Here is a 20883-nt window from a genome sequence, read left to right as displayed (position 1 = left end):
AGAACTTACCCACCAAGGTGTTGTTGTCCCTCGCCGTCGAAACGACACTCCCTCCACAAATCTCTAAACATCGGAGGAGTTCACGCATGGCTGGGTTCACCCACCTTTTTATTCCAGGACCCACCAACATTCCGGAGCAGGTCCGGCAAGCGATGAACCTCCCGATGGAGGACATGCGCGCCGGATCATTCCCCGATTTCACGCTGCCGCTGTTCGAGGACATTAGAAAGGTCTTCAAGAACGAAACCGGCCGTGTCTTCATCTACCCGTCGTCGGGCACCGGCGCCTGGGAGGCGGCCATGACCAATGTGCTCAGCCCCGGCGACCGCGTGCTGATGTCGCGCTTCGGACAGTTCTCGCATCTGTGGGTCGACATGGCCGAGCGCCTCGGCTTCGAGGTCGACGTGATCGACTGCGAGTGGGGAACCGGCGTGCCGCTCGACCTCTACGCGGAAAGGCTGAAGGCGGACAAGGCACACCGCATCAAGGCGGTCTTCTGCACGCAGAACGAGACCGCGACCGGCGTCACCAGCGACGTCGCCGGCTGCCGCGCCGTGCTCGACGCGGCGAACCATCCTGCCCTTCTCTTTGTCGACGGCGTGTCGTCGATCGGCTCGATCGACTTCCGTCAGGAAGAATGGGGTGTCGACTGCGCCGTCAGCGGCTCGCAGAAAGGCTTCATGCTGCCGGCCGGCCTCGGCTTCCTCTCAGTCAGCAAGAAGGCGCTCGTCGCTTCCAGGGTTGCGACCCACCGGCGCTGCTTCTTCTCGTTCGAGGACATGATCCGCGCCAACGACGCCGGTTATTTCCCCTATACGCCAGCGACGCAACTGCTGCGCGGCCTGCGCGCCTCGCTCGACCTGATCGCCGAGGAAGGGCTCGACAACATCTTCGTCCGCCACCATCGCCTCGCCGAGGGCGTGCGCAAGGCGGTCGACGCCTGGGGCCTGAAGCTCTGCGCGAAGGCGCCGAAATGGCACTCCGACACCGTCAGCGCCATCCTGGTGCCGGAAGGCATCGACAGCGCTGACGTCGTCAAGCGCGCCTATCAGACCTACCGGACCTCGCTCGGAGGTGGTCTCAACAAGGTGTTCGGCAAGGTCTTCCGCATCGGCCATCTCGGCTGGCTGAACGAGGTGATGGTGCTCGCCTCGCTGTCGGCGGCGGAAATGGCGCTGCTCGATTGCGGTGTCCGGCTGGCGCCAGGCTCGGGCGTCGGCGCCGCCATCCAGCACTTCCGTGCCTCGGCCGAGGTACCTGTCGCCGAAGCGGCGTGAGAGGAACGCGACCATGAGCCACACGATCAACCATCTCAAAAAACTCAGGCTGCAGCGCAGCGAACTCGCTGTTCCAGGCTCCAGCCCGGAGATGATCGAAAAGGCGGCGAACAGTTCCGCCGACTTCGTCTTCCTCGACATCGAGGACGCGGTGGCGCCGCCTGACAAGGAACGCGCCCGCAAGAACATCATCCAGGCGCTCAACGACATCGACTGGCGCGCCAAGGGCAAGACCGTTTCGGTGCGCATCAACGGCCTCGACACGCACTACATGTACCGCGACGTGGTCGACGTGATGGAACAGGCCGGCGACCGGCTGGACACCATCCTGGTGCCGAAAGTCGGCGTTCCGGCCGATCTCTATATGGTCGAGGCCATGGTCAACCAGATTGAGATGGCCAAGGGCTACAAGACCCGCGTCGGCCTCGAAGCCCTCATCGAGACGGCGCTCGGCATGGCCAATGTCGAGGCGATCGCCGCTACGCCCGGCCGCCTGGAGGCGATGCATTTCGGCGTCGCCGACTATGCCGCCAGCAACAAGGCGCGCACCGTCAACATCGGCGGCCTCAATCCCGACTATCCAGGCGACCAGTGGCATTTCGCCTTGTCGCGGATGACGGTTGCCTGCAGGGCCTACGGCCTGCGCGCCATCGACGGGCCGTTCGGCGATTTCTCGGACCCTGACGGCTACACGGCGGCGGCAAGGCGCGCGGCGGCACTTGGTATCGAGGGCAAATGGGCGATCCACCCCTCGCAGATCGCGCTAGCCAACAGCGTGTTCTCGCCGCCGGAAAAGGAAGTTACCCGCGCCAGACGCATCCTGGAAGTGCTGAGGGAAGCCGAGGCGCTCGGAAAGGGCGCCGCGGCGCTCGACGGCAAAATGATCGACGCGGCGTCGGAACGCATGGCGCGCAATGTGCTGGTGGTCAACGAAGCCATCGAACGCGCCGGCCAACTTGATAGCCAACAACAGCCGCACGCCGCCGCACACTGAAGGTTTTTGGGAGGGACGAGATGGACATTCACGAATACCAGGCCAAGGAACTGCTTGCCCGCCACGGGATTCACGTTCCGCGCGGCGGCCTCGCCTACAGCCCCGAGCAGGCAACCTATCGGGCGCGTGAGATCGGCGGCGGCAAATGGGTGCTCAAGGCGCAGGTTCATTCCGGTGCCCGCGGCAAGGCCGGCGGCATCAAGCTCTGCGCCAATGACGAGGAGATCTCCAGCGCGGCCGAAGCAATGCTCGGCCGCAAGCTGGTGACCCAGCAGACCGGCCCGCGCGGCAAGCTGATATCGCGGCTCTATCTCGAGGAGGCCGTCGACATCGCGCAAGAGCTCTATGTCGGCTTCGTGCTCGACCGCAAAGAGGAGCGCGTCATGATCGTGGCGTCGGCCGCGGGCGGCATGGAGATCGAGGACATCGTCGAGAGGGCGCCGGATTCCATCATCCGGACCACGGTCGATCCCGGAGTCGGCATGCAGCGCTTCCAGGCGCGGGAGATCGCCTTCGGGCTCGGCCTGGATCAAAACCTGATCGGCAAGGCGACCGAAACGATCTTCAGCTGCTACCAGGTGTTCCGCGACTTCGACGCCTCGATGCTGGAGATCAATCCGCTGGTGGTGACCCGCGACGGCAACCTCGTCGCGCTCGACGCCAAGATGTCGTTCGACGAGAACGCATTGTTCCGGCGGCCGGAAATCTCCGAGCTGCGCGACAAGAGCCAGGAAGATCCGCGCGAGACCTTCGCCAGCGACCGCGGCCTTTCCTATGTCGGCCTCGACGGCAATATCGGCTGCATCATCAACGGCGCCGGCCTCGCCATGGCGACGATGGACATGATCAAGATCGCCGGCGGCGAGCCGGCCAACTTCCTCGACATCGGCGGTGGCGCCTCGCCGGAGCGGGTCGCGAAATCGTTTCGGGCCGTGCTCGGCGACAAGAATGTCGAGACCATCCTGGTCAACATCTTCGCCGGCATCAACCGCTGCGACTGGGTCGCCGAAGGCGTCGTCAAGGCAATCCGCGAAGTCGGCGTCAACGTCCCCCTGGTCGTGCGACTTGCCGGCACCAAGGTCGAGGAAGGGCGCCGCATCCTGGCCGATTCCGGCGAGGCGGTTATCGTCGCCGAAACGCTGGCGGAAGCCGCCGAAAAAGCCGTCGCCGCCTGGCGTTCGGCAACGCTCAAAAAAGCAAGCTGAGGGAGCTGAAAATATGGCAATCCTGCTCAACCGCGGCACGCGGGTCATCGTCCAGGGCTTCACCGGCAAGATCGGCAGCTTCCATGCCGAAGACATGAAGCGCTACGGCACCAAGCTCGTCGGCGGCGTGACGCCCGGCAAGGGCGGTCAGAAGCATCTCGGCCTGCCGATCTTCAACACCGTCAAGGGCGCGGTGCGCGAGACCCGCGCCGAGGCCAGCATCGTCTTCGTGCCGCCGCCTTTCGCCGCCGACTCGATCATGGAAGCCGCCGATGCCGGCATAAAGCTATGCGTCTGCATCACCGACGGCATCCCCTCGCAGGACATGATGCAGGTGAAGCGCTACATGCTTCGCTACCGTTTCGAGGACCGCATGCGGCTGATCGGTCCGAACTGCGCCGGCGTGATCACGCCCGGACAGGCACTGATGGGCATCATGCCGGGCAGCATCTATCTCCCCGGCCGCGTCGGCATCGTCGGGCGCTCGGGCACGCTCGGCTATGAGGCCGCCTCCCAGATGAAGGCGCTCGGCATCGGTGTCTCGACCAGCGTCGGCATCGGCGGCGATCCGATCAACGGCTCGTCCTTCAAGGACATGCTGAAGCTGTTCGAACAGGACGACGAAACCGATGCCGTGGTCATGATCGGCGAGATCGGCGGACCTCAGGAGGCGGAAGCCGCGATCTGGGCGCGCGACAACATGCGCAAGCCGCTGATCGCCTACATCGCCGGGCTTTCCGCGCCGAAGGGCCGGCGCATGGGCCATGCCGGCGCCATCATCTCGGCGTTCGGCGAGTCGGCGCAGGAAAAGGTCGAAATCCTCAAAGAGGCCGGCGTCGTCATCGTGCCGACGCCATCGTCTTTCGGGGAGGTCGTGGCCAATACCCTGGCCGGGATGAAGAAGGCGGCCTGACGGTCGCATGGCGCAAAATGCGAAGTCTGTTTCGGGTCGGCGGATGCATCGCGGCCCATCGATCGGCAGGAAATCCGATGAAACCGCGTTTGATTGTCACCCGGAGATGGCCGGCCCCTGTTGAAGCGATCCTCGCCGAGCGCTTCGACACGACGCTCAACGCCAGCGATACGCCGCTGAGCCCTGCCGTAATGACATCGGCATTCGCGAATTTTGACGCGATCCTGGCAACGGTCAGCGACCGCTTGCCTGTTGCGGTGTTTCCTAAGAACGCCGCCCGCACCCGGATCATCGCCAATTTCGGCGTCGGCTTCAGCCATATCGATGTCGCGGCAGCCCGCGAACGCGACATCGTGGTCACCAACACCCCGGGCGTTCTGACCGATTGCACCGCCGACCTCGCCCTCAGCTTGCTGTTGGCTGTCGCGCGCCGGACCGGTGAGGGCGAACGGCAGCTGCGGGCCGGAGAGTGGCGGGGCTGGTCGCCAACCCATATGGCCGGCGCGAAGGTGTCGGGCAAAACCTTGGGTATTGTCGGCATGGGGCGCATCGGCAAGGCGACAGCCAAGCGCGCGCATTTCGGCTTCGGTATGAACATCGTGTTCTTCAATCGGTCGCCGGTCGATGATGACGAGACGCGCGCCATGGGCGCGGTCCAGATGCCAACTTTGGAAGATGTGCTCACAACATCTGATTTCGTGTCGCTGCACTGTCCGGGCGGCGCGGAAAACCGCCATCTCATCAATGCTCGAAGCTTGCGGTCGATGAAAGGCGACGCGTTCCTGATCAACACGGCGCGCGGCGACGTTGTCGACCAGGATGCCCTGATCGGTGCACTGGAAAGGCGCGAGATCGCGGGGGCGGGTCTCGACGTCTTTGCCGACGAGCCGGCCGTTCCGGAGGCGCTGAAGCGGTTGGAGAACGTGGTGCTGTTGCCGCATCTCGGGAGTGCGACCGAGGAAACGCGGGTCGCAATGGGCATGAAGGTGGTGGAGAACCTGACCGCCTTCTTCGAGGGTCGCCCGGTCCCCGATCGGGTCGCCTGAGGGCAGGCGCCGCCTTCGGTTCAGCAGCGGCATCGGCGCGGACGAAGCAGGAAACCGGTTTGGAACAGAGCAGACGCATCAACTTTCGTGAGGACGAGCGCAGCCTTCTGTTGCGCTTGCTACTTCAGGTCGCAAGCGCGCGTGAGCCCGAGGTCGCCGCCGTTCTGGCCGGACGTCGGTCGCTTGTCTCCCTCGCCGCGGAGCAGCGCATCCCGGCGCTTCAGGCGAGCGGCGTATGGTTCCAGTTGCTGACGATAGCAGACGAGCTGCTTGCCATGCGGGCGCGCCGCGAACTCGAACAAGGCGCGGGTATCGACGAAGTGCCAGGGTCCTTCGCCAGCGTGATCGCGCAGATGGCGGCGAATGGCCACTCGGCGCAGGAAGTCCAGGCGACGCTTGATGAGCTTTGCGTCGGCCCGACCATGACCGCGCACCCGACGGAGGCCAAACGCGTCACGGTGCTGGAGATCCACCGCCGTATCTATCGCAAGCTGACCGAGCTCGACCAACCGCGCTGGGCGCCGCGCGAACGCTCCCTGTTGGTCGCCGATCTGGAAAGCGAGATCGAGCTTCTGTGGATGACGGGCGAACTGCGGCTGGAGCGCCCGACGGTCGAACGCGAAATCGCCTGGGGCCTGCATTTCTTTCGCGAAGTCATCTTCGAGGCAACGCCGCAGCTCTATGGCAAGCTTCAGGCCGCCTTCGAGCGTCACTATCCGGGAGAACCGATCAGAATTCCCTCATTCATGCGCTATGCCTCGTGGATCGGCGGCGACCGCGATGGCAATCCAAATGTGACTGCCGCGGTCACCGCCCATGCCATGGCCGAATACCGCAATACCGCCATAGGCTGGTATCTGACGCAGGTGCAGCGGCTGGTGACGGTGCTCAGCGCCAGCTCGAACGTCATCGACCTGCCGGCCAGCTTCAAGCCGGTGCTGCAAACGGCGCTTGATAAAAGCGGACTGGCGCACGTGATCGCCGCCCGCAACCCTGACGAACCGCTTCGCCAGTTCGCCTCGGCCTTGCTTGCCCGGCTGGAGGCCACGCGAGACAGCGGTCCGGCGGCATATCTCTCGGCAGAGGCGTTTCGTGCCGATCTGAACGGGCTGTCTTCCGTTCTCGAAGCGATCGGAGGGCGCGCGGTAGCCAAGCGTTTCATCCAGCCTCTGCTTTGGCAAGTCGGAAGCTTCGGCTTCCGTACGGTCTCGCTCGACATCCGGCAGAACTCCACCGTCGTCAACCGGGTGCTGGCCGAGCTGTTTGCGCTCGCAAATCCCGCCGATCCGGTCGTAGCCGGCACGCCGCAATGGTCGGCGCGCATTCGCGCGGCCGTCAGCCAGGGCGAGCGGCTGGAGATCGACGCAGGCCGGCTCTCGCCTGAAGCAGGTGAACTGCTTTCGACATTCTCCGTCATCCGCGAGCACATCTCCGGCTCGGATGCCGACGCTGTCGGCTCCATCGTTCTCAGCATGACCCGCTCGGCCGACGATCTGCTCGCGGTCTATCTGCTGGCGCAATATTGCGGACTTTCAACCGCGCCCGGTGGCGGCGGCACAATCAAGCTGCGGATCGTGCCATTGTTCGAGACCATCGCCGATCTACAGGCCGCACCGGGCATCCTGAATGGATTGCTCGGCGTTTCACTGGTGAGGCGGACAGTGCGGGATTTCGGCGCGCGCCAGGAAATCATGCTTGGCTATTCAGATTCCAACAAGGACGGCGGTTTTCTGGCTTCCAATTGGGAACTGGCAAAAGCGCAAAAGCGCCTCGCCGCCGTCGGGCGCAAGCACAACGTCAGGATCAGTTTCTTTCACGGTCGCGGCGGCTCTGTCAGTCGTGGCGGCGCGCCGACCGGCCGGGCGATCGCCGCACAACCGGAAGGCACTGTAGCCGGAACCATGCGCGTGACGGAGCAGGGCGAGGTCGTATCGTCGAAATTCGCCAATCGCGGCACCGGCCTCAACCAGCTCGAGGTTCTCGCCGCTGGCGTGCTGGCCCACGGTGTTGAATCGGCCGGTGATGTCGAGCCGAAGGAAACGCCGGAATTCGACGAAGCGCTGGAAGCACTGGCAGGCATGTCGCAGGCATCCTACGCCGGGTTGATGGCCGAGCGCGGTTTCCTCGATTATTTCAACCAGGCGAGCCCGGTCGCGGAGTTGGCGCTCCTGAAAATGGGGTCACGGCCGGAGCGCCGTTTCGGCGCCAACGGCATTGCTGACCTGCGCGCCATTCCATGGGTGTTCGCCTGGAGCCAGAACCGTCATCTGCTGACCGGCTGGTATGGCATCGGCAGCGCGCTTAGCTCTTTCGTCGCCGTGCGCGGCGAGGCCGGGCGCGAACTTCTGGCTCGCATGTTCGAGCACTCGCGCTTCTTCCGCTTGATCGTCGACGAGGCCGAGAAGACGCTCTACCAGTCCGACATGGAGATCGCGGGGCTCTACGCCCGCCTGGTGCCCGACAGCGATGCGGCCCGGCAAATCTACGCCCGCATCGCCGCTGAATACGAGTTGACGCGACGCCTGATTGGTGACCTCACGGGAGGCGATCTTTCCGCGCGCTTTCCCATGTTCAAGCGGCGTTTCGACAGCCTGCGGCGACAGATGGATGACATTCACCGACTGCAGGTCGATCTGCTGCGTGAAGTTCGGGCAAATACCGGCACGGCGGATCAAAAGCGGGCGACCGACGCTCTGCTTGTATCGATCAATTGTATCTCGGCTGGCCTGGGCTGGACGGGATAGGTCCTAAAAAGCGAAGCGGCGGCGTGGTCTGAATGACGCGCCGCCGCTGCCGTTTCGATCCCCGGAAAGCCCTGTGGCCGCGACGTGTCATCGCCTGCCGTCAGAGCTCGCCATAAGCAATCTGTCTGGGAAATTTTGGTGCGGTCGAGAAGACTCGAACTTCCACGGGTTGCCCCACAGCGACCTCAACGCTGCGCGTCTACCAATTCCGCCACGACCGCACGTGGTAGGAGCCGGAACCGACCGGCTCGCGGCGTGTAGCAAATCGTTTCCGGCGAAACAAGTGCGCGGCAAGCAATAATCGCCAGCGATTGGCATAACGTTCCACAGAATTGGAATGCATAGCCGGAACTGGACGTTTCGGCCTGATAGCGCCATATGGGAGGCAAATGCATCCCGCCCGAAAGCGCAATGCGGTTTTTGGGATCATGGCATGCATAACGAAACGAAAAGCCATGCCAGAACGCAGCCAGATCGCCACGTCGTTCCTGCCGCTCCCCGGCTCAGCACCGGTCGAATGGCGCATCGAGCCTGGCCTCACCGCATATCCCGATGCGCTTGCCTTCATGGAGGCGCGCGCCGAGGCGATCCGAAGCGGCGCCGCCGGCGAAATGGTCTGGCTGGTCGAACATCCGCCGCTTTACACCGCCGGCACCAGCGCCCGCAGCGAGGACCTGATCGACGCCAACCGCTTCCCGGTGTTCGCGGCCGGGCGCGGCGGTGAGTACACCTATCATGGGCCGGGCCAGCGGGTCGCCTATGTGATGCTCGACCTGAAGCGCCGGCGCGAGGATGTCCGCGCCTTTGTCGCCGCGCTCGAACAGTGGATCATCGGCACGCTCGCCGCCTTCAACGTGCACGGCGAACGCCGTGAGGACCGGGTCGGCGTCTGGGTGGTGCGACCGGATCGCCCTGCCCTGCCGGACGGCTCGCCGGCCGAGGACAAGATCGCCGCCATCGGCATCAGGCTGCGGCGTTGGGTGAGCTTTCACGGCATCGCCATCAATGTCGAACCGAACCTAGACCATTTCAGCGGCATCGTGCCGTGCGGCGTGCAGGACCACGGCGTCACCAGCCTTGTCGACCTCGGCTTGCCTGTAACAATGGCGGACCTCGACCTGGCCCTGAAATCTGCCTTCGACGACGTCTTCGGTCCCGCCACGGCTTTGCCTGTCGAAGCCGCCCGCAAGGCCGGCTGACCCATCCGGCCTGGAAACGGCTCAAGGTGGTGTTGATATCTCAGGTCGGCATCATCTGAATATCAACACCTCAGATGAGCTGCGCCGACGCCCACAGAACGCCATAGCCATGAATGGCGAACACCGCCAGCAGCGCGCCGGCGATGACAAAGCGGTCGACGGTGCGGATCGGCTTCAGTTCGTTGCGTGGCTTGACCCCGCTGCTCATCGTCAGCAGGCTGAGGATTGAAAAGACCGCGCCCGCAGCGAGCAGAAAGCCGGGGGAAAAGCCGGCCTGCCGGCCCAGCGCAAGGAAGGCCGAGAGCAGGGAGAACGAGGCCACAGCCAAAACGATCGGCCCCGGGCAGATCTGGCGCAGCACCTGGCCGCCATCGAACTTCCATACCGGCACCAGATTGGCGATGTTGAACAGGGCAGCAAAGCCCGCCAGCGCCGCCAGCAGCGTCGCCGCCAGCCGATGTCCCTCCGCGCCGGCAAAGGTGCTGGCGGCGATGACGACCGGCACCAGGAAGGCGGAGAAGCCGGCGCCCATCAACGCCACGAAGGCCACTTCGAAACGGCTGTCATATGGCCGCCCGCCAATGGCGATGCCGCCGAGCAGCGGGATGAAGATCATGCGCGCCTTATTGTGACCCATCAGGCGAAACGCCGCCATGTGGCCGAGTTCGTGCAGGGCCACAACCGATGTCAGGATCGCGGCCAGCGCCAGTCCGCCGAGGTGAAGACCGAAGAACGGCCACAGGATCAATGCCGACAATGCGGCGAAGCCGACCTGGCTGAGCGGATGCTCGAACCAGCCGCCTTTGCGATACTGCCCGGTCGTTGCCCAACGCTGCAGCTTGGAGAGTTCCCGGCGCATGGCGAAATAGCGGAACACCAGGAAGGCAAAGCCGCGATAGCGATCGGTCTGGCCAAGCGTGACCCGCGTGCCGCCGCCTTCGGAAACGAGCTCGGTGGTCTCGCGAAAATCCTTCCAGAACGAGGTATCGAGCGCGGTATCCTCGATGACCCGCATCGAGAACCGGCTGCCCTCGACAACGTCATCAAACCGAGACTTGCGCTCGATCGGCTTGCCGTCGCGGCCTTCCCAGGACAGCATGATGCGGGCCATACCCTCCCCGTCCAGCGCCTCGGCCGAAAGAATCTCACCGGACCAGCCGGCATCGCTGCCGAGTGGCCACAGCGCCTGCCAGAGACGCTGCCGGTCCATCGCTACCACGCGGCTGAGCCTGATCGTGCGCAAACCAAGCGGCACGGTCATCAAGAGAAAGATCAGTCCGAGATTGCTGGCCACGAGGATGACCGTGACGATGGGCGACACGCGACGCTGCTCCCTGTCTTGGAAGGCACACCCTAACGTCACCGCGGCAAGAAAGGCTTAACGGCGGAACCCGCTTCCCGATGTCGAACCATCCGCATTAGCGCCTCAATGGAGGCATGGCGCCAAAGTTGACGCCCCCTCTCCCCGTTCCTCACGGGGAGAGGGTAAGTGTGAGGAGTGGCGCGCCCGAGGGACGCTTGCGTTCGCGCCACGTCCTCAACGCCAAATCACATGGCTCCGATCCAGATCGCCATGGAAATGAGAAAGGTGCTCATGCAAACCAGCGAGATGACATCCTGAGCCAGATCGGTCATAATTCTCTCCTGTTGTTGATATGTTCGCAATTTGTTCTAATTTTGTTCGAATGTCAACGATCGGAATCCGACCGCGTCCAGAATTTCCGGGTGATCAGATCGGCAGGGTTAAGAAAAGGTTCACCGACGTGCGTCAGCTATCAACGGAGCGGAAACGCGCTCTGGTGGCGGACCGTCCGCGATCCCGCCAGGTCCTGTCCAGGTTGATGTCAGCCCGAGCCGAGCGGCACCACTTTGCCATCGGCAAGCGTGACGCGCCGGTCCATGCGCGATGCCAGTTCGTGATTGTGGGTGGCGATCAGCGCCGCGAGGCCCGATTGCTTGACCAGCGCCGCCAGCGCCTCGAATACATAGGAGGCGGTGACCGGGTCGAGATTGCCGGTCGGCTCGTCGGCCAGCAGCACCAGCGGCGCATTGGCAACCGCGCGGGCAATGGCGACGCGCTGCTGCTCACCGCCGGAAAGCTCGGACGGACGGTGCGACGCGCGCTTGCCGATCTGCATGTAGTCGAGCAGCTGCGCCGCGCGCTCGGACGCCTCCTTGCGGCTCAGCCCCTTGATCAGCTGCGGCATCATGATGTTTTCCAGCGCCGAGAATTCCGGCAGCAGGTGATGGAACTGATAGACGAAGCCGACATCGTTGCGGCGGATCGCCGTGCGCTCGTCATCGGACAGCCGCCCGCAGGCACGGCCGGCCAGGATGACGTCGCCGGCGTCGGGACGTTCCAGCAGGCCGGCAGTGTGCAGCAGCGTCGACTTGCCGGTGCCCGACGGCGCCACCAGCGCCACCATCTCGCCGCGCTTCAGCGAGAAATCGGCGCCGTTCAGAATGGTGAGCTTGCGCGGCCCCTGCACGTAGTGCCGCTCGACGCTCTTCAGTTCGATAATGGCCTCGGCCATCATTCATACCTCAAGGCTTCGACGGGATCGAGCCGGGCGGCCCGCCACGCCGGAAACACCGTTGCCAGGAAGGACAGCCCGAGCGCCATCAGGATGACATAGGTCGTCTCGCGCGGGTCCATCTTCGCCGGCAACTGGCTGAGGAAATAGAGCTCCGGGTTGAACAGAACCTTGCCGGTCATCCAGGAGAAGAACTGGCGGATGGATTCGATGTTGGTGCAGATCAACACGCCGAGCAACACGCCGGCGATCGTGCCGGTCACGCCGATCGCGGCGCCCGTCATCAGGAAGATGCGCAGGATGGCGCCGCGCGACGCCCCCATGGTGCGCAGGATGGCGATGTCATGCCCCTTGTCCTTCACCAGCATGATCAGGCCGGAAATAATGTTCAGCGCCGCCACCAGCACGATCAGCGTCAGGATCATGAACATGACGTTGCGCTCGACCTGCAGGGCGGAGAAGAAGGTCTCGTTGCGCTGGCGCCAGTCGACCATGTCGATCGGCCGCTGCGCCGCTTCTTCGACCTTCGGTTTCAGCGCGTCGACATCGTCGGGATTGTCGACATAGATCTCGATCGTCTGCGCCCGGCCGTCCATGTTGAAATAGAGCTGCGCTTCGGAGAACGGCATGTAGACGATGGAGGTGTCATATTCGGACATGCCGACTTCAAAGATCGCCGTGATCTTGTAGCCCTTCATGCGCGGTGTCGTGCCGATCGGTGTCACGTCGCCATCGGGCGATATCAAGGTGATGGTATCGCCGAGCGCCAAGCCGAGATTCTCGGCCATGCGCTTGCCGATGGCGACGCCCTCGCCGGCGTCGAAATCGGCGATCGAACCCTGCTTGATGTTGCTGGCGACGATGGCGATCTTGCCGAGATCCTCACCGCGTATGCCGCGCACCAGCGCGCCGGTTCCGCCGCCGACATTGCCCTGCGCCAGCACCTGGCCGTCGATCAGCGGGATGGCGTATTTGACGCCGGGCACCCCATTGATTCGGCCGGCGACCTGCGCATAGTCCTCAAGCGGCGAATCGAGCGGCTGCACGATCAGATGGCCGTTGACGCCGAGAATGCGCGTCAACAGTTCCGCCCGGAAGCCGTTCATCACTGCCATCACCACGATCAGCGTGGCGACCCCTAGCATGATGCCGAGGAAGGAGATCGAGGCGATCACCGAGATCACCGTCTCCTTGCGCCGCGAGCGCAGGTAGCGCCAGGCAACCATGCGCTCGAAGATGGAAAAGGGCCCGGCGCCCACCGTTCTTGCCGCCGCCACGTCGCTCATGCGGCGACACCGAAGCGTTTTTTCGCATCGGCGATCGGCAGCGTCTCGCGCTCGCCGGTCTTGCGATTCTTGATCTCGATCTCGCCGCTAGCCACGCCGCGCGGCCCAACGATGACCTGCCACGGCAGGCCGATCAGATCGGCGGTGGCAAACTTGCCGCCCGGCCGCTGGTCGGTGTCGTCGTACAGCACATCCTTGCCGGCGGCGACGAATGCGGCATGCAACTCGTCGCAGACGCGGTCGCATTCGGCGTCGCCCGCCTTCATGTTGATCAGTCCGATGTCGAACGGCGCCACCGCTTCCGGCCAGATGATGCCGTTGTCGTCATGGCTGGCTTCGATGATCGCCGCGACCAGGCGCGACGGGCCGATGCCGTAGGAGCCGCCGGAGACGAAATGATCCTTGCCGTCGGGCCCGGTCACCTTGGCGCCCATCGGCTTGGAATATTTGTCGCCGAAATGGAAGATGTGGCCAACCTCGATGCCACGCGCCGAAACCTTGTCGTTGTCGCCGATCTTTTCCCACGCCGCCTCGTCATGCATTTCGTCGGTGGCGGCGTAGGGCGTCGTCCATGTCTTGACGATGTCGCCGATCTCGGCGTCGTTGGCGAAGTCGGTCTTCTCTCCAGGCACATCGAGCGAAAGATAGTCGCGATGGCAGTAGACCTGGCTCTCGCCGGTATCGGCGAGGATGATGAATTCATGGCTGAGATCGCCGCCGATCGGTCCGGTGTCGGCCCGCATCGGAATCGCTTGCAGACCCATGCGGGTGAAGGTCCGGAGATAGGACACGAACATCCTGTTGTAGGCCGCCTTTGCACCCTCGAAGTCGAGGTCGAAGGAATAGGCGTCCTTCATCAGGAATTCGCGCGAACGCATGACGCCGAAGCGCGGCCGCACCTCGTCGCGGAACTTCCACTGGATGTGGTAGAGATTGAGCGGCAGGTCCTTGTAGGACTTCACATAGGCGCGGACGATCTCGGTGACCACTTCCTCATTGGTCGGACCGTAGAGCATGTCGCGGTCCTGCCGGTCCTTGATGCGCAGCATCTCCTTGCCGTAATCGTCATAGCGGCCGCTTTCGCGCCACAGATCCGCCGACTGGATGGTCGGCATCAGGATTTCCAGCGCACCGGCGCGATTCTGCTCCTCGCGGATGATGCGGCAAACCTTGTCCAGCACCCGCTTGCCGAGTGGCAGCCACGAAAAACTGCCCTGCCCCTGCTGGCGGATCATGCCGGCGCGCAGCATCAGCCGATGCGAGACGATTTCGGCCTCGCGCGGGTTTTCTTTGAGGATAGGCAGGAAATAGCGCGACAAACGCATGGACTGGTCCGTGAGTGAGGATGGCCGCGCGGGAATCGGCGCGACACGGGCTGCTTGCCCCGGCTTCATAGCCATTTCATGGCGGAATGGAAACCCGGACGCATCGGCCCCGAAAATCGGAAATCGGTTTCTGGAAAGGCATGATGCGTGGGTGGAAACTGTCAGAGCGTCCTTTGCGCGTCCCGCGGACACGCGGCACTCCAAGGCGCCGCAGCGCCGCGGCGTCTTACTGGTCGTTTCCCAAGCAAAGCCTGCCACACTATTGTGCAGTGCAGCACGAGAATGCCTGTTTCGAGGCAAAATTCTTCGTGACATTTTCATTCGCCTTAGGCTAGTGTGCCCCGATAACCGAGAGGGTAGAGAAAAATCTGCTCTCCTACGCGGTCAAAGTCTTGGGAGGATGCGATCTAGGCGCGGTTACTCGCTGCCGCCGGAAACCGGAAACAGATCGGACGCGTTTAAATTGCAAGGCCTCGTGCCTTGCATTTTTTTTTGTGCAAACATCTGGTTAGCACCAAAGACTGATAAACCACTTGACCTTGCGTCAGCCGGCGCAAGGCCAGAACCGCCGCGGGCCAAGCGACATCGTGGCGATCTCGAATGTGCTGAAGCGCTGCCCTGAAAACGGTCTATTTCGCTGGGGTCTGGCTGAATTCCGGAATGATGTGCGGGACCTCGTCGAGGCTGTATCCCAAGCCTTTCGTCAGGCCATAGAAAATGCCCATGAGAACCGCCGTGGCGACGGTGGTGCGCAAGACGGCGCGCAGCATATGCGGCCCGCGTGGCGCACTTGGAACCGTGCCCAGCGTCACGTCGTGATCGTCGTCCTGTGTCCTGACGCTGAACGGCAGCACGACGAACAGCACGATCCACCAGGTGGCGAAGAATAGTGCGGTGAACGAAACCCAGCTCATGATTGCTCCAGTTCGATCAGCGTACCGAAGAAATCCTTCGGATGCAGGAACAGCACCGGCTTGCCATGCGCACCTAGCTTCGGGTTGCCGTCGCCCAGTACCCGCGCGCCGGCAGCCTTGAGCTGATCGCGTGCGGCCAGGATGTCGTCGACCTCATAGCAAAGATGGTGCATGCCGCCGGAAGGGTTCTTCTCCAGGAAGGCGGCGATCGGCGAGCCCTCGCCCAACGGCTCCAGAAGTTCGATCTTGGTGTTGCCGACATTGACGAACACCACGGTGACGCCGTGCTCCGGCAGTGCATGCGGCTCCGTCACTTCGGCACCGAGCGTGTTGCGATAGGCGGCAACGGCAGCAGTCAGGTCCGGCACCGCAAGCGCGACATGGTTCAGGCGTCCGAGCATATCCGAGCTTTCCCTCCCGGGTCCAATGGCTGGCGTCATACGTCAAATCGACTGATATCAACAGCCTTTCACGAGGCGCGCACTGTCGCACTTTGATGAGCAGTCTTCGAACTCCCTCGAACGAGCAGAGGGATTTCAAAATCACGACCCAGGCTATGCCGATCGACAACTGCGAAGTACAAACGGCAATGTTTGACACCCACCCTGCTCGCCCACGCGTTTTCACATTTGGTCTTGGGTCATTCAAAGTTGCCGCTTTGCTCGATGCCGTCGACGCTCGCGACAACCTTGCGTCGGCCCTAGCACCTGGACAGTCGCCAACCGCAGTGCACGAACTCGCCGTCTCGAACTTCATCGACCGCGATCGCTACGAACACTGCTTCATCCCAACGCTGATCGACACCGGTTCCGAAAAGATCCTGTTCGACACCGGATGCGGAGACGCGGACAGCTCACTCCTGGAATGCCTGCGGGACCTTGGGCTCGGACCGGGTGACATCGATGTGGTGATTATCACCCACGGGCACCCGGATCACATCGGAGGGCTTGTGAAGAATGGCGAACCCGTTTTTCGGCGGGCACGCTATGTATTCGGCGCAGCGGAATTCAGCTTCTGGACCGGGGGAAATGCAGTGCGCGAGGCCAGGTTGGCCAACCGTGATCTATTCAGACGAATTTGCAGCAGCCTTACAGACCAGGTGACATTCATAGCGCCCGGAGATGAGGTGCTGCCGGGCATTACCGCCATCGACGCAGCCGGTCATTCCCCCGGACTCCTGGCGTTTCTCGTCGAAAGCGACGGCCAGCAATTGCTCATCTGGTCGGACGCCTTCCTGCATTATGTCGTGTCCATCCAACACCCGGAGTGGCGTGCTGATCTGGATGACGACAAGGACCAAGCCGTCGAAACCCGCAAGCGACTGCTCAAGATGGCCACGGAGCAGCGCCTGCTGGTCGCCGGCCATCACATGCCATTTCCGGGTCTGGGCTACATCGAATCGGTGGACGGTTCTGTTCGCTGGCTTCCCGTCAGCTATCAGTTGAACGTCTAGCGAACGGCGGCTGCCACCCTCACCGCGTGACGAATACAGTCACCAGCGGTTTCTTGCCCCAGGCTTCGTTGGCGGCGCCGCGCACGGCGCGCCGTACCGCCTCTTGGACCAGGTCGAGATCCTTTCGGCGCTGACGGGGGATCGAATCCACCGCGCCGACCGCCGCATCGATCATCAGATCCTCAAGCGTCTCACCGCCGGCATCGGCTTCGGCGACGCCGATGGCGACCAGATCGGGGTCACCGGCAAGTTCATATTTGTCGTCGAGCACGACATTGACCGCGACATGGCCGGCAAAGGACAGTTTGCGCCGGTCGCGAATGCCCATCGCCTGATCGGTGCCGATCAAATTGCCGTCCTTGTAGATGCGGCCGAACGGCACCTGGTCGATGATGGTGGCAGGGCCGGGCGCAAGCCTCAGCATATCGCCGTCGCGCACCTGCGCCACCTGGCCGATGCCGGAGGTCGACATCAGCGACCCCTGCGCAACCAGATGCGCTGCCTCGCCATGCACGGGAACGCCGATCTGCGGCCGCACCCATTCGTACATCTTGCGCAATTCGCTGCGCCGCGGATGGCCGGAGACATGCACCAGTGCATCGCCATCCTCGATGATCTTGATGCCGAGGTCGATCAGGCGGTTCTTGATCTCGAGGATCGCCTTCTCATTGCCGGGAATCGTGCGCGAGGAAAACACCACCGTGTCGCCGGCCGTCAATGACACCGACTTCATCTCTTCGCGCGACAGCTTGGCAAGGGCTGCCAAGGGCTCGCCCTGGCTGCCGGTACAGATGATGACCAGGTTTTCACGCGGGATGAAGCCAAAATCCTCCTCGGCGATGAACTCCGGCAGCCCGTCCATGTAGCCGAGTTCATCGGCGACATCGATGACCCGCTTCAGCGAACGGCCAAGCACCAGGCACTGACGGCCTGCATCGCGCGCCGCCTTGGCAATGGAGACGATGCGGCCGACATTGGAGGAAAAAGTGGTCACGGCAACACGGCCCTTGGCAGCCTGGATGACGCCCTTCAGTCCTTCGCCGACGGCGACTTCCGAGGGCGACTCCCCTTCCCGCAGCGCATTGGTCGAATCGCAGATCAGCGCCAGGACGCCCTTGTCGCCATAGGCGCGGAAACGCGCCTCGTCGGTTTTCGGGCCGATTGTCGGTTCCGGATCGATCTTCCAGTCACCGGTATGGATGACGGTGCCGGCTGGCGAGGTGATCGCCAGCGACATCGGCTCGGGGATCGAGTGTGCGACCGGGATAGCCTCGATCTCGAACGGACCGACGGTGAATTTCTCGCCCGCCCGGTAAATCGTCAGCGGGATCTTCGGCGCGCCCTGCTCGCCCTGCCGCTTGGCCTCCAGCAGACCGGCGCTGAACGGCGTCATCCACACCGGCGCCTTCAGCTTCGGCCAAGTGTCGAGCAGAGCACCGTAATGGTCTTCATGCGCATGCGTGATGATGATGCCGCGCAGATTGGCGAGGTTCTCCTCGATGAAGCGCGTGTCGGGCAGCACCAGGTCGACGCCGGGCAGGCTGGCATCGGGGAAGGTCACGCCGACATCGATGACGATCCACTCGCGCGCGCTGGGCGGGCCGTAGCCGTAAAGGGCGAAGTTCATGCCGATCTCGCCAACGCCGCCGAGCGGCACGAACACGAGTTCGGCGTTTTCCGCTTTCGCCATGATTTTTCCCTTCCTGGCCCTCAGGCCAAGCCCCTTTAGACCCTGGCCGACGCGACTGCGCCAAAATGCACGTCGCCGGCGGCAATCGTCAAAACCGAACCTTCATCGTCGCGGATCACGAAACGGCAGTCCTCGTCAATGGTTTCAAACACCCCACGCACCACATTACCGTCAATTCTGACAGCAACCTCGCCGCCAAGTCCCGCTGCGCGTGCCAGCCAGCGTCGCCTGACGGCGGCAAGTCCGCGCCCTTCGTCCCACAACCGGGCATTCTGGCTCCAGGCATCCGACAGCGCCAGAAACAGCGTTTCCGCATCGCATGTCGCGCCCAGTGCGCGCAATGATGTTGCCGGATAAGGCAAATCCTCGGGATAAGCCACAACATTGACGCCGATGCCGACCGCCACCGCGAAGCGGCCGCCGTCCAGGATCGCCGATTCCAGCAGGATGCCGGCCAGCTTGGCGCCGGAGGCAAGCACGTCGTTCGGCCATTTCAGTTCGAAACGGCTTTTTCCGGCGCTTGCGCCGTCGAGGCCGATGGCGATCCGGCCCTTCGGCACCACCGCATCGAGTGCATCGGCCAGCGCCAGCCCGGCGACGAAGCCAAGCGTTGCGGCAAGGCGAAGCTCGGCAGTGGTGATGACAAGCAGCGTCGCCGCCAGATTGCCCTCGGGCGTCGCCCAGACGCGACCGCGCCGTCCGCGCCCGCTTTCCTGCTTCTTGGAAACGACCCACAGTCTGCCCGCGTCGCCTGCCCGGGCATGGTCCAGCGCCAGCGCATTGGTGGAGCCGACGCTGTCATGCGCCTCGAGCCGGAACCCTTCCGACGCCGAGGTTGGAGCCAGCCGAAATGCCATGCCGTCTAGAAAAATGTCTTGGCGGCAGCTTCGGCATAGGTGCCGATCGGCCCGCCGATCAGCACATAGAACAGCACGAAGGCGCCACTGACGCCGAGCACGAGGCGCAGTTCCGTCGCCATCGGCACGAAGCCACCGACCGGCTCGTCGAACCACATGATCTTGATGATGCGCAGATAGTAATAGGCGCCCACCACCGAGGCCAGCACGCCGATGATCGCCAGCGCGTAGAGGTTGGCGTTGATGGCGGCGAGGAACACGTACCATTTCCCCCAGAAGCCGGCGAGCGGCGGAATGCCGGCCAGCGAGAACATCAGGATGGTCAGGATCGTTGCCATGATCGGGTTGGTCGACGACAGGCCGGCCAGATCGCTGATCTGTTCGACATTGCCTTCCTTGCGCCGCATGGCGAGGATGAAGGCGAAGGTGCCGAGCGTCATCACCAGATAGATCAGCATGTAGATGGCAACGCCACGCACGCCCGCCTGGCTGTTGGCGGCAAGGCCGACCAGCGCATAGCCCATGTGGCCGATCGACGAATAGGCCATCAGCCGCTTGATGTTGGTCTGGCCGATCGCAGCAAAAGCGCCGAGCGCCATCGAGGCGATCGAGATGAAGACGATGATCTGCTGCCAGTCGGAGGCGATCGGCTTGAACGCGCCCATGGTGACACGCACCATCAGCGCCATCGCCGCCATCTTGGGTGCCGCCGCCAGGAAGGCCGTCACCGGCGTCGGCGCGCCCTCATAGACGTCGGGCGTCCACATGTGGAACGGCACCGCCGAGATCTTGAAGGCAAGGCCGGCCAGCACGAAGACGAGGCCGAAGACCAGGCCGAGCTGGCGCTCACCGCTGCCCAGCGCCGAAGCGATTTCCTGGAAGCCTGTGTTGCCGGTGTAACCGTAGACCAGGCTGATGCCATAGAGCAGCATGCCCGACGACAGCGCACCGAGGACGAAATATTTGAGGCCGGCTTCGGTCGAACGCAGATTGTCGCGGTTGATCGCGCAAAGCACGTAGATCGCCAGCGATTGCAGTTCGAGGCCGAGATAGAGCCCGATCATGCTGTTGGCCGAGATCATCAGCATCATGCCGAGCGTGCTGAGCAGCACCAGCACAGGATACTCGAACTTGTCGAAATGCTCCGCCTTGGCAAAGCGCATCGACATCACCAGCGTCACCGCCGAGCCGGTCAGCGCCAGCACCTTCATGAAGCGGGCGAAGGAGTCATGGATGAAGGCGTTGCCATAGGCGCTGCCCTGTCCGGTGTGGAAGATTAGCCAGGCGCCAGCGATCACCAGCACGGCGACGGCAAGGCCGGTCACCGTGTTGGCGGTGTTGGCGCGCGAATAGGCGCCAACCATCAGCAGCGCCAGCGCACCGATGGCAAGGATCAGCTCTGGCGTCGAGAGCGACAGGCTGGAGAGAAGGTCCGGCGTCATGGTT

17 protein-coding genes and 1 tRNA gene are annotated in these 20883 nt (G+C 63.4%); 8 read left to right on the top strand and 10 right to left on the bottom strand.

The features are described from left to right. Positions 1-86 precede the first annotated feature (86 nt). From ACFSOZ_RS09280 to ACFSOZ_RS09255, 6 genes are all read left to right on the top strand, one after another. Complete coding sequence (locus ACFSOZ_RS09280; protein ID WP_379096353.1) at positions 87-1277, top strand: aminotransferase class V-fold PLP-dependent enzyme; 1191 nt, start codon at positions 87-89, stop codon at positions 1275-1277. A 13-nt stretch (positions 1278-1290) separates the two neighbouring features. Continuing rightward, entirely contained in the window at positions 1291-2271 is a 981-nt protein-coding gene (locus ACFSOZ_RS09275) for an HpcH/HpaI aldolase/citrate lyase family protein (RefSeq protein ID WP_379096350.1), read from the top strand. 20 nt (positions 2272-2291) lie between these two features. Then, positions 2292-3476: a malate--CoA ligase subunit beta gene (locus tag ACFSOZ_RS09270; protein WP_379096348.1), complete on the top strand. Its 1185-nt coding sequence runs from the start codon at positions 2292-2294 to the stop codon at positions 3474-3476. A gap of 13 nt (positions 3477-3489) precedes the next feature. Then, positions 3490-4389: a succinate--CoA ligase subunit alpha gene (sucD, locus tag ACFSOZ_RS09265; protein WP_379096345.1), complete on the top strand. Its 900-nt coding sequence runs from the start codon at positions 3490-3492 to the stop codon at positions 4387-4389. Positions 4390-4466: 77 nt separating this feature from the next. Then, positions 4467-5435 carry a 2-hydroxyacid dehydrogenase gene (locus ACFSOZ_RS09260; RefSeq protein WP_379096342.1) on the top strand — a complete coding sequence of 323 codons (969 nt, stop codon included), beginning with the start codon at positions 4467-4469 and terminating at the stop codon, positions 5433-5435. 59 nt (positions 5436-5494) lie between these two features. Continuing rightward, complete coding sequence (locus ACFSOZ_RS09255; protein WP_379096339.1) at positions 5495-8179, top strand: phosphoenolpyruvate carboxylase; 2685 nt, start codon at positions 5495-5497, stop codon at positions 8177-8179. A gap of 136 nt (positions 8180-8315) precedes the next feature. Here ACFSOZ_RS09255 and ACFSOZ_RS09250 read toward each other — a convergent pair. Continuing rightward, a tRNA-Leu gene (locus tag ACFSOZ_RS09250) sits at positions 8316-8400 on the bottom strand. Between the two features lie 234 nt (positions 8401-8634). Here ACFSOZ_RS09250 and lipB point away from each other — a divergent pair. Continuing rightward, on the top strand, positions 8635-9378 hold the full coding sequence (gene lipB, locus ACFSOZ_RS09245) for a lipoyl(octanoyl) transferase LipB (protein WP_379096336.1): 744 nt from the start codon (positions 8635-8637) through the stop codon (positions 9376-9378). A gap of 70 nt (positions 9379-9448) precedes the next feature. On the opposite strand, the gene ACFSOZ_RS09240 is transcribed toward lipB, so the two are convergent. From ACFSOZ_RS09240 to mce, 6 genes are all read right to left on the bottom strand, one after another. Further along, positions 9449-10699: a site-2 protease family protein gene (locus tag ACFSOZ_RS09240; RefSeq protein ID WP_379096333.1), complete on the bottom strand. Its 1251-nt coding sequence runs from the start codon at positions 10697-10699 to the stop codon at positions 9449-9451. 523 nt (positions 10700-11222) lie between these two features. Continuing rightward, on the bottom strand, positions 11223-11915 hold the full coding sequence (locus ACFSOZ_RS09235) for an ABC transporter ATP-binding protein (RefSeq protein ID WP_184873474.1): 693 nt from the start codon (positions 11913-11915) through the stop codon (positions 11223-11225). Beyond that, positions 11912-13198, bottom strand: a complete 1287-nt coding sequence (locus ACFSOZ_RS09230) for a lipoprotein-releasing ABC transporter permease subunit (RefSeq protein WP_379096330.1) — start codon at positions 13196-13198, stop codon at positions 11912-11914. Before ACFSOZ_RS09230 ends, ACFSOZ_RS09235 begins: the two co-directional genes overlap by 4 nt. Then, complete coding sequence (proS, locus tag ACFSOZ_RS09225; RefSeq protein ID WP_379096327.1) at positions 13195-14523, bottom strand: proline--tRNA ligase; 1329 nt, start codon at positions 14521-14523, stop codon at positions 13195-13197. Before proS ends, ACFSOZ_RS09230 begins: the two co-directional genes overlap by 4 nt. 629 nt (positions 14524-15152) lie before the next feature. Continuing rightward, positions 15153-15437 (bottom strand): DUF1467 family protein, encoded by a 285-nt coding sequence (locus ACFSOZ_RS09220; RefSeq protein WP_379096324.1) that lies wholly within the window; start codon positions 15435-15437, stop codon positions 15153-15155. After that, on the bottom strand, positions 15434-15838 hold the full coding sequence (mce, locus tag ACFSOZ_RS09215; protein ID WP_379096321.1) for a methylmalonyl-CoA epimerase: 405 nt from the start codon (positions 15836-15838) through the stop codon (positions 15434-15436). Before mce ends, ACFSOZ_RS09220 begins: the two co-directional genes overlap by 4 nt. Positions 15839-15993: 155 nt before the next feature. Between mce and ACFSOZ_RS09210 the strand changes: the two genes are divergently transcribed. Beyond that, positions 15994-16890: an MBL fold metallo-hydrolase gene (locus ACFSOZ_RS09210; RefSeq protein WP_379096318.1), complete on the top strand. Its 897-nt coding sequence runs from the start codon at positions 15994-15996 to the stop codon at positions 16888-16890. A gap of 19 nt (positions 16891-16909) precedes the next feature. Here the strand turns inward: ACFSOZ_RS09210 and ACFSOZ_RS09205 are convergent, their stop codons facing one another. From ACFSOZ_RS09205 to nuoN, 3 genes are read right to left on the bottom strand one after another with little or no spacing between them, the layout of a single operon-like run. Beyond that, complete coding sequence (locus ACFSOZ_RS09205) at positions 16910-18580, bottom strand: ribonuclease J (RefSeq protein WP_379096315.1); 1671 nt, start codon at positions 18578-18580, stop codon at positions 16910-16912. 35 nt (positions 18581-18615) lie between these two features. Next, positions 18616-19437, bottom strand: coding sequence for a biotin--[acetyl-CoA-carboxylase] ligase (locus tag ACFSOZ_RS09200; RefSeq protein WP_379096312.1), 822 nt, complete (start codon positions 19435-19437; stop codon positions 18616-18618). Positions 19438-19442: 5 nt separating this feature from the next. Next, positions 19443-20879 (bottom strand): NADH-quinone oxidoreductase subunit NuoN, encoded by a 1437-nt coding sequence (gene nuoN, locus ACFSOZ_RS09195; protein ID WP_379096309.1) that lies wholly within the window; start codon positions 20877-20879, stop codon positions 19443-19445. Positions 20880-20883 lie beyond the last annotated feature (4 nt).

Origin of the sequence: Mesorhizobium newzealandense (assembly GCF_042682145.1) — a bacterium.
Lineage (GTDB): Bacteria > Pseudomonadota > Alphaproteobacteria > Rhizobiales > Rhizobiaceae > Mesorhizobium > Mesorhizobium newzealandense.
This window is presented reverse-complemented; position numbering and strand designations above follow the sequence as displayed.

Bases quoted from the DNA above. Each gene is read 5' to 3' on its own strand.
- proS (WP_379096327.1), bottom strand. From the start codon at position 14,523: ATGCGTTTGTCGCGCTATTTCCTGCCTATCCTCAAAGAAAACCCGCGC.
- ACFSOZ_RS09260 (WP_379096342.1), top strand. From the start codon at position 4,467: ATGAAACCGCGTTTGATTGTCACCCGGAGATGGCCGGCCCCTGTTGAA.
- ACFSOZ_RS09200 (WP_379096312.1), bottom strand. From the start codon at position 19,437: ATGGCATTTCGGCTGGCTCCAACCTCGGCGTCGGAAGGGTTCCGGCTC.
- lipB (WP_379096336.1), top strand. From the start codon at position 8,635: ATGCCAGAACGCAGCCAGATCGCCACGTCGTTCCTGCCGCTCCCCGGC.
- sucD (WP_379096345.1), top strand. From the start codon at position 3,490: ATGGCAATCCTGCTCAACCGCGGCACGCGGGTCATCGTCCAGGGCTTC.
- ACFSOZ_RS09205 (WP_379096315.1), bottom strand. From the start codon at position 18,580: ATGGCGAAAGCGGAAAACGCCGAACTCGTGTTCGTGCCGCTCGGCGGC.
- ACFSOZ_RS09210 (WP_379096318.1), top strand. From the start codon at position 15,994: ATGCCGATCGACAACTGCGAAGTACAAACGGCAATGTTTGACACCCAC.
- nuoN (WP_379096309.1), bottom strand. From the start codon at position 20,879: ATGACGCCGGACCTTCTCTCCAGCCTGTCGCTCTCGACGCCAGAGCTG.
- ACFSOZ_RS09235 (WP_184873474.1), bottom strand. From the start codon at position 11,915: ATGATGGCCGAGGCCATTATCGAACTGAAGAGCGTCGAGCGGCACTAC.
- ACFSOZ_RS09220 (WP_379096324.1), bottom strand. From the start codon at position 15,437: ATGAGCTGGGTTTCGTTCACCGCACTATTCTTCGCCACCTGGTGGATC.
- ACFSOZ_RS09230 (WP_379096330.1), bottom strand. From the start codon at position 13,198: ATGAGCGACGTGGCGGCGGCAAGAACGGTGGGCGCCGGGCCCTTTTCC.
- ACFSOZ_RS09275 (WP_379096350.1), top strand. From the start codon at position 1,291: ATGAGCCACACGATCAACCATCTCAAAAAACTCAGGCTGCAGCGCAGC.
- ACFSOZ_RS09280 (WP_379096353.1), top strand. From the start codon at position 87: ATGGCTGGGTTCACCCACCTTTTTATTCCAGGACCCACCAACATTCCG.
- mce (WP_379096321.1), bottom strand. From the start codon at position 15,838: ATGCTCGGACGCCTGAACCATGTCGCGCTTGCGGTGCCGGACCTGACT.
- ACFSOZ_RS09270 (WP_379096348.1), top strand. From the start codon at position 2,292: ATGGACATTCACGAATACCAGGCCAAGGAACTGCTTGCCCGCCACGGG.